The 12,097-nt window shown below is 69.8% G+C and carries 11 protein-coding genes; 6 read left to right on the top strand and 5 right to left on the bottom strand.

Going from position 1 to position 12,097, the window contains the following annotated elements; genetic code table 11:
* Positions 1-2 precede the first annotated feature (2 nt).
* The 5 genes from EZM51_RS03095 to EZM51_RS03075 are packed head-to-tail and all read left to right on the top strand — an operon-like array spanning position 3 to position 5,703.
* Positions 3-1,400, top strand: coding sequence for a bifunctional cytidylyltransferase/SDR family oxidoreductase (locus tag EZM51_RS03095; protein ID WP_248305429.1), 1,398 nt, complete (start codon positions 3-5; stop codon positions 1,398-1,400).
* A gap of 10 nt (positions 1,401-1,410) precedes the next feature.
* Positions 1,411-2,772, top strand: a complete 1,362-nt coding sequence (locus tag EZM51_RS03090; protein WP_136706735.1) for an O-antigen ligase family protein — start codon at positions 1,411-1,413, stop codon at positions 2,770-2,772.
* Complete coding sequence (locus EZM51_RS03085) at positions 2,769-4,052, top strand: O-antigen ligase family protein (protein WP_248305428.1); 1,284 nt, start codon at positions 2,769-2,771, stop codon at positions 4,050-4,052. The genes EZM51_RS03090 and EZM51_RS03085 overlap by 4 nt, the downstream gene beginning before the upstream one ends.
* A 48-nt stretch (positions 4,053-4,100) precedes the next feature.
* On the top strand, positions 4,101-4,970 hold the full coding sequence (locus EZM51_RS03080) for an ABC transporter permease (protein ID WP_136706734.1): 870 nt from the start codon (positions 4,101-4,103) through the stop codon (positions 4,968-4,970).
* Positions 4,954-5,703 (top strand): ABC transporter ATP-binding protein, encoded by a 750-nt coding sequence (locus tag EZM51_RS03075; protein WP_136706733.1) that lies wholly within the window; start codon positions 4,954-4,956, stop codon positions 5,701-5,703. Before EZM51_RS03080 ends, EZM51_RS03075 begins: the two co-directional genes overlap by 17 nt.
* On the opposite strand, the gene EZM51_RS03070 is transcribed toward EZM51_RS03075, so the two are convergent.
* The 3 genes from EZM51_RS03070 to EZM51_RS03060 all read right to left on the bottom strand — a co-directional run bounded on the left by EZM51_RS03070 (position 5,684) and on the right by EZM51_RS03060 (position 8,679).
* A complete protein-coding gene (locus EZM51_RS03070; protein WP_136706732.1) occupies positions 5,684-5,968 on the bottom strand; it encodes a DUF6752 domain-containing protein in 285 nt (94 codons plus the stop codon). The two genes, EZM51_RS03075 and EZM51_RS03070, sit on opposite strands and share 20 nt — an antisense overlap.
* A 2-nt stretch (positions 5,969-5,970) precedes the next feature.
* Positions 5,971-7,542 (bottom strand): class I SAM-dependent methyltransferase, encoded by a 1,572-nt coding sequence (locus tag EZM51_RS03065; RefSeq protein ID WP_136706731.1) that lies wholly within the window; start codon positions 7,540-7,542, stop codon positions 5,971-5,973.
* A gap of 78 nt (positions 7,543-7,620) precedes the next feature.
* Complete coding sequence (locus EZM51_RS03060; RefSeq protein ID WP_169053764.1) at positions 7,621-8,679, bottom strand: glycosyltransferase family 1 protein; 1,059 nt, start codon at positions 8,677-8,679, stop codon at positions 7,621-7,623.
* Between the two features lie 138 nt (positions 8,680-8,817).
* Between EZM51_RS03060 and EZM51_RS03055 the strand changes: the two genes are divergently transcribed.
* The gene (locus tag EZM51_RS03055; protein WP_211195796.1) at positions 8,818-9,714 is read left to right on the top strand and encodes a glycosyltransferase; all 897 of its coding nucleotides are present in this window, start codon (positions 8,818-8,820) and stop codon (positions 9,712-9,714) included.
* Between the two features lie 33 nt (positions 9,715-9,747).
* Here EZM51_RS03055 and EZM51_RS03050 read toward each other — a convergent pair whose 3' ends face one another.
* Together EZM51_RS03050 and EZM51_RS03045 are read right to left on the bottom strand one after the other, a co-directional pair.
* Positions 9,748-10,818 (bottom strand): NAD-dependent epimerase/dehydratase family protein, encoded by a 1,071-nt coding sequence (locus EZM51_RS03050; protein ID WP_136706729.1) that lies wholly within the window; start codon positions 10,816-10,818, stop codon positions 9,748-9,750.
* Positions 10,815-12,035 (bottom strand): acyltransferase, encoded by a 1,221-nt coding sequence (locus tag EZM51_RS03045; protein ID WP_169053763.1) that lies wholly within the window; start codon positions 12,033-12,035, stop codon positions 10,815-10,817. The genes EZM51_RS03050 and EZM51_RS03045 overlap by 4 nt, the downstream gene beginning before the upstream one ends.
* Positions 12,036-12,097 lie beyond the last annotated feature (62 nt).

The following is a 12,097-nucleotide window of genomic DNA, read 5'->3' as shown; positions in this document are numbered from 1 at the left end:
GCGTGCCAACTCCGAATTCCGACCGCACGGTCGCGATCGTGCTCGCCGGCGGCGTCGGCACCCGCGTCGGTCTGGGCTTGCCGAAGCAGCTCATCCGCATCGCCGGCAAGGCGATCGTCGAACACACCCTCGAACGCCTCGACCGGAATCCGAACATCGACGCGGTGCTCGTGATGATGAATGCCGCGGCGATCCACGAGCTCGATCCCCTCAAGGCGAGTGGACGGTTCACCAAGCTGCTCGACATCCTGCCCGGCGGCGAAACCCGCAACGACTCCACGAGACTGGCCCTGGAGGCGCTCGGCGACGAGGACTGCAAGGTCCTGCTGCACGATGCCGTGCGTCCGTTCGTCGACGACCGGATCATCGACGAGTGCGTCGCCGCGCTCGACGAGTTCGATGCCGTCGACACGGCGATCCCCTCGGCCGACACCATCATCGAGGTGGACCGAGATTCGGTCATCACCGGTATCCCGCCGCGATCGACCCTGCGTCGCGGGCAGACGCCGCAGGGATTCCGGCTCTCGGTCATCCGCCGGGCATACGAGATCGCCGCCGATGATCCCGGGTTCGCGGCAACCGACGACTGCGGCGTCGTCTTCACATACCTGCCCGACGTGCCGATCAAGGTCGTGCAGGGCACTGCCCAGAACATGAAGGTCACCGAGCCACTCGACCTGCACATCGCCGACAAGATCTTCCAGCTGCAGTCCGAGGCCGTGAACGCACCGGATGCCCCGCCCATCGACCTCACCGGCCGGTCGATCGTGGTCCTCGGCGGGTCGTACGGCATCGGCGCGAGCATCGTCGAGAAGGCCCGCCGTGCCGGCGCCCGCGTGCATGCGTTCAGCCGCAGCACGACCCGTACGGACGTGACTTCACGCAGGAGTATCCGAGCCGCCCTTCGAGCCGCCGCCAAGGACGGCCCCATCGACGCCGTCGTGCTCACCGCCGGGATGCTCTCGATCGCGCAGTTGGTGCGCACCCCCAAGGCGCGACTGCGGCAGACCATCGAGGTCAACCTCCTCGCCCCCGCCGAGGTCGCCCAGGAGGCGCATCCCTACCTGGCCGCATCCGGCGGTCATCTCCTGTTCTTCACGTCGAGCTCCTATACGCGGGGCCGCGCCGGCTACGGCCTGTACTCGGCCACGAAGGCCGGAGTGGTCAATCTCACCCAGGCACTCGCCGACGAGTGGGCACAGGACGGGATCAGCGTGAACTGCCTGAATCCGCAGCGAACGCGCACACCCATGCGTGCGGCCGCGTTCGGCGAGGAGCCGCATACCACCCTGCTCGACCCCGACACGGTCGCCGCCGCATCGCTCCGGGTGCTCGACTCGGATTTCACGGGCCAGGTGATCGACGTTCGCGTCGGCCATCCCGAGACGGCGCCGCGATAGCCTTGGTGCCATGAGCACCGGCCGACGCGCAGCCCTGATCGGCGTGTTCACGACGTTCGCCCTGTTCACCGCGCTCGCCGGCCAGTTCTGGCGCAACCTCCTGGGGTGGTGGGGCTTCGGCATCGTCGCCGCCCTCGTGGTCGTGGGCACGGTCGCCCTGGTGCTCGCCGTGCGGCCGCGGTGGAGCTGGCGGCGCGCGCCGAAGTCGACGCTCGCGTTCCTGCTCATCGCCGCACTCTCGATTTCGTGGTCGTTCTACCCGGGCGCTTCCGCGCTCGGTGTCGCATCGACCCTCGTGACGGCCGCGGTCGCCGTCGCACTCACGTTGTGCCTCCCGTGGAGCCGGTTCGTCCGTGCCCTCGGCGGCGCGATCAAGTGGATCCTGAGCCTCTCGCTCCTCTTCGAGCTCGTGATCGCGATCTTCGTGCGCGCACCGGTGCTGCCGTTCTTCCCCGACTTCGAGCCCGACGGCGAGAAGCTGCCCATGGCGTTCTACTGGTCGCGCGGCCTCCTCTTCGAGGGCGGCCCCATCGAGGGGATCGTCGCGAGCCGCAACCTGCTCGGCATGATCGCCCTGCTCGGGCTCATCGTCTTCGGAGCACTGCTCGCCGCCCGCAGCGTCCGGAGGGCGCAGGGCATCGGATGGCTCGTCGTCGCCGGCCTGGTGTTCGTGCTCACGCGCTCGGCCACCGTCATCCTCGTGGCCGTGATCGTGCTCGTCGCGCTGGCGTTCGCGATCTGGGCACGCCGGGTGGGACCCGATCGGCGGCGCGGCGTGTACTGGGCTGCGGCCGGTGTGGTCGTGGCATCCGTCACGCTCACCTCGGTGTTCTGGCGCCCGCTGCTGACCGTCTTCGGCAAGTCCGAGGACGTCACCGGGCGTTTCGACATCTGGGGCGCGGTCATCGGATTGGCCTTCGAGCGGCCGTGGTTCGGGTGGGGCTGGGTGAGCTACTGGGCGCCGTGGGTGGAGCCGTTCGACGACCTCGCCGTGCGCAAGGGCGTGACCTACCTGCAGGCGCACAACGCCTGGTTCGACGTGTGGATGCAGCTCGGCATCCTCGGCCTCGTGGCGTTCGCTTCCATCGTGATCGGCGCGCTGTGGCGGTCGTGGTTCCTGGCCGTCGACCGCCCCGTGGATGCCTCGGGGCGACCGCGTCCGTACTCGGCGGCGGCGCTCGTGCCGCTCCTGCTGCTGGTCGCCCTCGTCGGCCAGAGCCTCGCCGAGAGCCGGATCCTCATCGAGGGCGGCTGGCTGCTGCTCATCGCGATCGCCTGGTCCACGAAGCGGCGGCAGTGGGAGTCCGAGCCGCTGCCGGCCGAACTGCCGCCCGTGCCCGCGTCCCGCCGGCCTCCCGAGGGCGCCCGGTGATCGCGAAAGCACTTCGCGACTTCGTCGGGTCCGCACGATTCGCGCAGGCGCTGACGCTCCTGTCCGTGGGCCTGGCCTTCTCGACCCACGCACTGCGAAGCCTGATCGGCTGGCCGGGCCTGCTCGCTGCCCTGGCCGGCCTGCTCGCCCTGACCGCCGTCTCCCTCGTCGCCCGCTGGCGGGCCGTCGAGTGGTACGGCATCCTCCCGATCACGATCCTGGTATTCGTCGGCTGGGCTGCCGCGTCGGTGCTCTGGAGCAACGCCCCCGGCATCACCGCCACGCGCGTGCTCTACCTCGTCGCGTTCGCATTCCTCGGCGTGTACGTCGCGCTCATGCGCGACACCATCCAGATCGTGCGCGCCTTCGGCGACGTCATGCGCGTGCTGCTCGGGGTCTCGATCGCGCTCGAGGTGCTCTCGGGCGTGCTGCTCGACCTGCCGATCGCGTTCCTCGGAATCAAGGGCGACATCGCCTCGCTCGGCCCCATCCAGGGCCTGTTCGGCTCCCGCAACCTGCTCGGCTTCGTCGCCCTCATCGCGCTGCTCACGTTCATCGTGGAGTGGCGCACGCACATCGTGCGTCGTGGCGTCGCCATCGGCTCGGTCGTGCTCGCCGCCGGCAGCATCGTGCTCTCCGGGTCGCCGACGACCTGGGTGGCGCTCGGGGCGTCGCTCCTCGCGCTGGCGGCGCTCTACGCCTTGCGCCGGGTCGCACCGGCGACACGCTGGCGCTGGCAGATCGCCCTGCTCGCGGCATCCGTCATCGTGCTGGTCACCGGCTGGGTGTTCCGGGTCCGCATCATCGAGTTCCTCGACGCGCGCGGCGAGTTCGACGTGCGCATCGATGTGTGGCGCGAGCTGTCGCGCTACCTGAACCTGAATCCGCTGCAGGGCTGGGGCTGGGTCGGGTCCTGGCCGGATGCCGCGCCGTACACGTGGATCGAACTCGCCACTGGTCGCGCACACAGTTCGGCGCTGAGCGCCTACATCGACGCGTACTTCCAAGTCGGGGTGATCGGCGCGCTCGCCTTCGTCGCTCTCGTGGGCGTCGCCCTCGTGCGGTCCTGGCTGCTCGCCTCGGGCCGGCGCAGCGTCGTCTACCTGTGGCCCGCCCTCATCCTCGTCGTCATCGCGGTGACCTCGTTCACCGAGAGCTTCGCGCTCGTCGAGGGCGGCTGGATGCTGCTCGTCGTCTGCGCGGTGAAGGCGGCACGCGACATGAGCTGGCGCGACGCGCTGGCGTCGGGCACGGGCCGTGCGACGCTGCCGCAGCGCTGAGCGTGCGTGGCGCGGATCACGATGCCGGAGGCCTTTAGAATCGACGGGATGTCCCAGTACGGCCTTCCCGACCGCTCGGCGTTCGCCGTACCCGGCGTCGGCCGCGGCGTGCTCGACGTGTTCTCGTACCGCTACCTGCTGCGGCTGCTCGTGCGCAAGGGAATCCTCACGCGGTACCACGGGTCGGTGCTCGGCTGGGCCTGGTCGTACGTCAAGCCCGCGGCGCAGTTCCTGATCTACTACCTCGTGATGGGCGTCTTCCTCAACCTGAACCGCGGGATCGATGCCTTCCCCGTCTACCTGTTCTCGGGCATCGTCGTCGTCAACCTGTTCAACGAGGCGTTCGGCAACGCCACGAAGTCGATCGTGAACAACAAGGCGCTCGTCAAGAAGATCTACCTGCCGCGCGAGCTGTTCCCGATCGCCGACGTGTTCATCGCGTTCGTGCACTTCCTGCCGCAGCTCAGCATCCTCATCGTCGTCTGCCTCGTCGTCGGCTGGGTGCCGACGGTGCTGCACCTGGCCGGCGCACTCCTCGCGATGCTGATCGTGCTGTTGCTCGCCACCGGGCTCGGCATGTTGTTCGGCTCGGTGAACGTCTCGTTCCGCGACTCGCAGAACCTCGTCGAGCTCATCCTGCTGTTCGCGACCTGGACCTCCCCCGTGCTCTACTCGTTCACGATGGTGCGCGACAAGGTGCCGACGTGGCTCTTCGACCTCTACATGGCCAATCCGCTGACCGCCGCGGTGGAGCTCTTCCACTCGGCGTTCTGGTATCCGACCATCGCCGGCCCGGCCGAACGACCCGAGAACCTCTGGGGGCTCGCGGGGCTCGCGCTCGCCATCTCCATCGTGACGCTGCTCGTGGGTCAGTTCGTCTTCAGGAGACTGGAGGGGCGTTTTGCCCAAGACCTCTGAGGCCGAGGCGCCCCGCATCATCATCGAGGGCGTCCGCAAGACGTATCGGCTGCGGCACACGCACTCCTTCAAGGAGACCTTCGTCGCCTGGCTCCGCAAGAAGCAGACGGCCTCGACGTTCGAAGCGCTCGAGGGCCTCGACATCACCGTCGGCGAGGGCGAGGCGGTGGGCCTGCTCGGCTACAACGGCTCGGGCAAGTCGACGCTGCTGAAACTCGTCTCCGGCGTGCTCCGGCCCGATGCCGGCACCGTGCTGACCCGCGGCCGGGTGGCCGGCCTGATCGAGGTCGGTGCCGGGTTCCACCCCGACCTCAGCGGGCGCGAGAACGTCTACCTCAACGCGGCGATCCTCGGCATGAGCAAGGAGGAGATCGACGCGAAGTTCGACGAGATCGTCGAGTTCTCGGAGATCGGCGAATTCATCGACACCGAGGTGAAGCACTACTCTTCGGGCATGTTCGTGCGCCTCGCGTTCTCGGTCGCGATCCACACCCAGTTCGACATCCTGCTCGTCGACGAGGTGCTCGCGGTCGGCGACGCCCCGTTCCGGGAGAAGTGCAACGCCAAGATCCACGAGCTCGTCGCGAGCGACAAGACCCTGTTCATCGTGAGCCACGACCTCGGCATGATCTCGGAGATCTGCGACCGGGGCATCGTGATCAAGCGTGGCCGCAAGATCTTCGACGGCCCCGTCGACGAGGCGATCGCGGCGCTCAAGGCGTCGAAGCGGTAGCCGACTCCTCACCGTGCGGCGCGACGTCGGGCCGGCCGCCCGTGCGCTCGGCCGCGGCGAGTCGTTCGACGACGAGATCCGTCAGCTCGGCCACCCGAAGGCTGTCGCGCCGGCTCTCGTCGATCTCACGTCGAAGCTCGGCGACCGCGCGTCGGAGCTCCGCCACTTCCGCGCGATAGGCGTGCAGCTGCTCGACGGCCGCCATGGTCTCAGGTGAGACGCGCCATCCCCAGCGCACCGCGCCCTTCTTCAGTCGATTCATCATGATCATTCCGACTCCTCTGAGTTCGACCCCGGTTCCCCGCTCGTCGAGACGGTTTCCCTTCCGGTCAGCATGGACTCGATCTGGATGCGCGACCCACCGCGGCGCGGCACCACGTCCGTGTGCAGAATGCGCACAGCCAGGCGTGCACCGGTCGCAAACCCCATGAGTGCGCGCGGTGGAACGTGCCATGTGCGTGGGTCGCCCGGACGGTATCGGTCCGACATCTCGGCGTAGCTCGTGTTCACGGCGAAGCCCCCGTTTCGCAGCACCAGCGCTATGAACTCGAGCGTCGAGATGCGGTCCTCATCGACGAGGGCGTCGAGCGTGAACTGCGCGAACACGTACACGGGTTCTGCGCGGGCCCGGAGCTCGATCGCGAGCCCGAGAGTGTCACGGCGGTCCGACAGGTTGACCACGCGGAAGTCGATCGAGTCGGGGGCGTCCCTCGCTGCCCGCTCGATCGCGTTCCACGCGAAGTCGACCGCGATCACCCGATGTCCGCGTCGGGCGAAGTACCGCGCGTCGGCGCCGTCGCCGCATCCCAGCTCGAGGACGAGCGCCTCGCGCGGCAGCGACTGCTCGAACCGGACGGCCTGCACGCTCGGCGCGTCCGCCGTGGCGACCTTGTCGTAGTGGGAGACCCACAGATCGCGGAAGCGGTGCTGCTCGCCGAACCAGTTGAGGAAGCGGCGAGTCGTGCGCACGGGGGTACGGAATCGGAAGGACGGGTCGGGCACCCGCCAGTCGGCGCCGTAGCAGGCCGCGAGCCAGGCCTCTGGGTCGGCCGGCGCCGGGAATGACTCGCCCTCGAAGGTGGCCGTGCCGCGCGGCAGGATCGCGGAGCGCTCGAGCGACGCCTGCATGTGGATCGGCTCGAAGAACTCGCCGTCGCGGAAGAACGCCGTGAAGATGTCGACGTAGTGGTCGACTGTGCCGTCGGGGAAGCGGAACACCACCTGCAGGTGGGCTGCACTGTGCCGAATCGTCCAGAAGCCCGACGTAGCGAGCCCCCGCTCGATCGCGAAGCTCTCGAGCGCGAGGTCCGCGGGATGCTCGAGATCGCTCAGGTACGCGAGGTCGATATCGTCGTCGTTGGCGAGGAGTCCGCCGTTCCGCACCGCCCCGAGCAGGGTACCGCCCACGATGAACGCCGGATGCCCGAGCTCGTGGAGGGTGTCGATGACCCGACGCGCGCTGTCGACCGCACGCCGGCGGGTCGCCTCTTCGCTCGTACCGAACGCGGGAGTCAGGTACCCCCATTTGTTGACCGAGAGTGAGCGTCCGTGGCCGTCGTGCAGATCGATCCGACCGATCGCCGCGCCGAAGCGGAGGCGGCGGCGGGCGAGCACCGTTCCGCTCGGCTGGGCGACCACGGCGAATCGCGCGACGCCGCGCAGCCGCGGCACGATGGACCGCGGCCAGGCGAGCAGGCGACGGTCTCCCGCGACCGGTACGGCGTCGGCCGTTGCGGCCGACCAGACGCTCCGGCCGTCGATGTGTACGGAGATGACCCGGTGGACCGAGGCGTCCGCGGACGTCAGAGAGACACCGCGGCGCTCGATCCGCACCGTCACACGCCACCTCCGTCGCTTCCCCGCGTACCATGTTGCCCCAAGTTCCGGCCGACAGCCGCTAACCCCCTCGTTCGGGGGTCAGTCGCCGACGGCATCGCGGTACGCGGCGATGTGCTGCGACGCGCATCGCTCCCAGGTGAACCGCCGTGCATGCTCGATCCCGAGCGTCACGAGCCGGTCGGCGCCGTCGATCGCCTCCTCGATGCCGCGTGCGATCGCCTCGGGATCGTGCGGGTCGAAGAGCACGGCCGCGTCGCCGCAGACCTCGGGAATGGACCCCTCACGCGACGCCGCGACGGGACAGCCCGACGCCATCGCCTCGAGCGGCGGCAGGCCGAACCCCTCGTACAGGCTCGGATACACGAGCGCCGATGCCGTGCGGTACAGGTCGGTGAGTTCGTCGACGTTGACGAGGCCCCGCCGCTCGACCCACTCGGGCAACGCGCCCAGCCCGTCGAGCGCGCCGCCCGTGAGCACGAGCCGCAACCCCGGGCGGCGCTCGCGGAGCCGCGACATGGCCTCGATGAGGCGCGCATGGTTCTTGTGCGGCCACCCTCTCGCGGGGTAGAGCACGAAGTCGCCGCGGGGCCCCGTGGCCGGAGTGAACCGCTCGTGATCGACCCCGAGCGGGATGACCCGCACCCGATCGTCGGCGATGCCGAGGTGATCGACGATCGCGCGCTTGGCGAACTCGCTGATCGTGATGACGAGGCGCGCGCGCCGGGCGCCCTCGTGGTAGAAGCGCTCCCGGTAGGCGAAGTCGCGGGGTCCGAACAGCTCGGGAAGGTCGAGATGCTGCACGTCGTGCAGCGTCGTCACGAACGGCATGCCCGCCGGCGGCGCCGGCGTGAACGACGTGAACGGGTAGTGCACGACGTCGGCGCCCGACATCCGTCGCCTGATGAAGGGCGCCCCGAGCGTGGATGCCGCGAGCGACGCGAGCCGCAGGGCGGTGGAGTGCCCGGCCCGCACGAAGCCGACGGACCGCTCGTCGTCGGAGTGGAGCACGCCGCGGGCGTTCCCGGGCACGATCGTGCGGAGGTCGACGTCGTCGCGCTGCGCGAGCAGGCGGGCGAGGTTCGTGGCGTACGTCTCGGTGCCGCCCATGCCGCCGGGCACCAGGTTCATGGCGACCATGGCGACTCGCACCGGCCGACCTGGGCGAGTATCGACCGGATTCATAGCCATTGGATTCTATGACACCATGGTTCGGGCCCCGGTCGGGTGTGCAGAGCATCCACGAACCGGCTTCGCCCCCGAGAACCAAGGACCCGCGTGACCCTCGACATCATGATGCCGTTCTACGGCCGCGTCGACCACTTCAAGCTGGCCGTGCAGAGCGTGCTGGCGCAGGACGACCCCGACTGGCGGCTGGTGGTCGTCGACGACGTCTATCCCGACCTGAGCGCGGGCGAATGGCTCGTCGGCCTCGGCGACGACCGCATCACCTACCTGCGCAACGAGGAGAACCTGCGGCCGAGCCGCAACTACCGCAAGTGCGTGGGCCTCATGCAGACCGAGTTCGCCGTCATCATGGGCTGCGACGACATCATGCGGCCCGGTTACGTGCGTCGCGTGAAGGAGCTCACCGCCCGGTTCCCGCATGCCGCGGTCATCCAGCCGGGCGTCGAGGTCATCGACGCCGACGGCCAGGTGTACCACCCGCTCGCCGATCGCGTGAAGCGCCGCTACATGCCGCGGGGCGCCCGGCCCCTCGAGATCTCCGGCGAAGCCGCCGCCCTCAGCCTCGTGCGCGCCGCGTGGTTCTACTTCCCGTCGCTCGTCTGGAACGTCGAGCGCCTTCGTCGGCACGAGTTCCGCGCCGACCTCGACGTGACCCAGGACATCGCCATGGTGCTCGACCTCGTCACCGACGGCGGCAGCGTGGTCGTCGACGACGAGGTCGTCTTCCGGTACCGACGTCACGCCGAGAGCGTCTCGGCCGTCACGGGGCCCGACGGCTCGAAGTTCGCCCAGGAGCGCACGGTCTTCGCCGAGGCCGACCGCGACCTGCGCGCCATGGGCTGGAATCGTGCCGCGCGCGCGGCGCGCTGGCACCTCTCGTCGCGGCTGCATGCGCTCGCCGACCTGCCGAAGGCCATCGGGCCCGGCAAGTCCGTCGGGCGCCGGCGGCTGCTCCGCCACGTCTTCGGCGGACTCGACCCCGCCTGAGTGCCGTCCGCCCCGTCCGCCCGGGGCGGCGGCTCAGCTCGCCTGTGCGGCGATCCACTCCTGGAGTCCGGCGACGCCGCGTTCGACCGACCACTGCGGCTCCCATCCGAGCGCCTCGATGGTGGGCCGGATGTCGCAGGCCGCGTGCCGGACATCGCCGTCGCGGTACTGGCCGGTCACGTGCGGTGCCGGTGCGCCGTGGTAGTCGGCGATGTGCCCGGCGATCTCGAGGATCGTGGTGGCGACGCCCGAACCCACGTCGTACCGCACCACGCCCGCCCGCGGCATCCGGCCGGCGAGCGCCGTGAACGCGTCGGCGACGTCGTCGATGTAGACGAAGTCGCGCGTGATGCGGCCGTCTTCGTACACCGGGATCGACCGACCCTCGGCGGCCCACTGCGAGAAGAGCGACACGATGCCCGTGTAGGAGTTGATGAGCGACTGGCCGGGGCCGTAGACGTTCTGCAGCCGCAGGATGCCGAGCGCCGAGTCGTGCGCGTCGACCCACGCCGAGAGGATGTGCTCCTGGGCGAGCTTCGTGGCGCCGTACACGCTCGTCGGCGTCGGCCAGGTCGACGCGACCGAACTCGTCAGCGGCGTCGCGCCCTCGAAGTCCCATTGCCCGCGCTCGAACTGGGCGTGCGAGCGCTGCCCCGGCACGAACGACGTGCCGTCGGCGCGCTGCCAGCTTCCCTCGCCGTATACCGCGCGGCTGCTCGAGAGCAGGAACCCGCTCGGCACGATGCCGGCACGCCCGAGCCCGTCGAGCAGCTCCGTGGTGCCCACGACGTTCACGCGCGCGTGCCGGCTGGCCTCCGACAGCGACTGCGCGGTGCCCGTCTCGGCCGCCAGATGGATGACGAGGTCGGGCCGCACATCCGCCAGGACGCGGTCCCACAGTTCGGGCTCGGTGACGTCGCCGACCACGAGCTCGGCCGCGTCGGCGAGCGCCGCGGGCCGTGACTGCGTGGCGTGCACCTGCGGGTGCAGCGAGTCGACGACCACCCAGCGCGCGGCGTCGGGCGCGAGTCGCTCCGAGAGCGCGCAGCCGATGAATCCCGCGCCGCCGGTGACGAGCACCGTGCCGAGCTGTTGCCGGGTCATGCAGATTCCTTTCCCGCGGCCGGCAGGGTCGCCTTCCGCTCACGATTTCGGGCTCGATCCACCCAGTAGGCGACGCCGCGACCGGGGCCGCGGTCCTTGAGCGACAGCGCCGGCTTCTCGAGCAGGTGCCAGCTCGCCATGGCGAACGCGGTGGCGGCGGCGAGGCTGATGAGCACGTACGGCACGTAACCCAGCGCGTGCCAGCCGAACGAGGCGAACAACTGCTGCACGAGGAAGCCGTACAGGTAGATGCCGTACGAGTAGTCGTTGCGACTGCCGATGCGCTTGACGCGCTCGGGCAGGCGCACGGCCGCCCAGAGCAGCGCGTAGGCGAGCGCGGGCAGGCCGACGAAGCCGAACCCGTAGGTGGCGTAGCTCGCCGCGGCCACCGCGATCGAGATCACGCCCGCGACATCCGACACCCGTACCCGATGCGAATAGACCGCGATCACGGCCCCCCACAGGAACGCGAGCGAGAGGTTCACGGCCAGCGGGTCGCCGAACCAGCCGGGCAGGAGGGCGAACACCTCGGGCGCGAGGAACCGCAGTCCCTGCAGCACGAGGAACACGCCGGTGAGCAGCGGCACCACGAACGGCGCGCGGCGCAGGAGCCCGAAGAGCACGAGTGCGCCGATCATCAGGTAGCAGCCGAACTCGTAGGCGAGCGTCCAGAGCGATCCGTTGAAGACGCTGTAGCCCACCGCCTGCCCGTACGGCGTCGACTCCACGAAGATGTCGTGGATGCCCCACTGGTTGATGACGAGGGTCATGTTGCCGATGAAGTACCAGAGCGGCCCGCCCGGCCAGCGGCTCGCGTAGCCGTCGAGCGTGCGGCCCTCGGCGAACCACGCGATGGGGCCCACGACGAGGATGCCGACGAGGAGCACCGCCCAGAACGCGGGGAAGATGCGCAGCACCCGGCGCCACAGGAACGGGACCACGCCCGAGTTCACGCCGCTCTTCGTGATGAGGTAGCCGCTGATCGCGAAGAATCCGAGCACGGCGACCCCGCCGAGGTTCTCCTGTCCGTGGCTCCAGCTGAAGAACGGGTCGTCGCCCCACCCGCCGAGCGGGAACGCGTGCGAGACGATCACCGCCGAGGCGAGCACGAGCCGGAGCACGCCGAGGGCGTTGGACCGACCGCGCATGGCGGCGCGGAAGTCGAGACCGGCCGCCGACCGCACGCGGTCGTCGGCGGGTGCCGGACGGACGCTCACGGCGCTCCCCCGAGGGACGCTGCCCCGAGCGACGCCGCCCCGACGGGGCGCGGAGCGGCGCA

It is taken from the genome of Agromyces sp. H66 (genome assembly GCF_004959775.1).
In the GTDB taxonomy this organism is placed as follows: Bacteria; Actinomycetota; Actinomycetes; order Actinomycetales; family Microbacteriaceae; genus Agromyces.
The sequence above is the reverse complement of the archived record's forward strand: the minus strand, read 5'-3'. Positions and strand labels throughout refer to the sequence as shown.

Bases quoted from the DNA above. Each gene is read 5' to 3' on its own strand.
- EZM51_RS03090 (WP_136706735.1), top strand. From the start codon at position 1,411: ATGAGCACCGGCCGACGCGCAGCCCTGATCGGCGTGTTCACGACGTTC.
- EZM51_RS03080 (WP_136706734.1), top strand. From the start codon at position 4,101: ATGTCCCAGTACGGCCTTCCCGACCGCTCGGCGTTCGCCGTACCCGGC.
- EZM51_RS03070 (WP_136706732.1), bottom strand. From the start codon at position 5,968: ATGATGAATCGACTGAAGAAGGGCGCGGTGCGCTGGGGATGGCGCGTC.
- EZM51_RS03060 (WP_169053764.1), bottom strand. From the start codon at position 8,679: ATGGTCGCCATGAACCTGGTGCCCGGCGGCATGGGCGGCACCGAGACG.
- EZM51_RS03050 (WP_136706729.1), bottom strand. From the start codon at position 10,818: ATGACCCGGCAACAGCTCGGCACGGTGCTCGTCACCGGCGGCGCGGGA.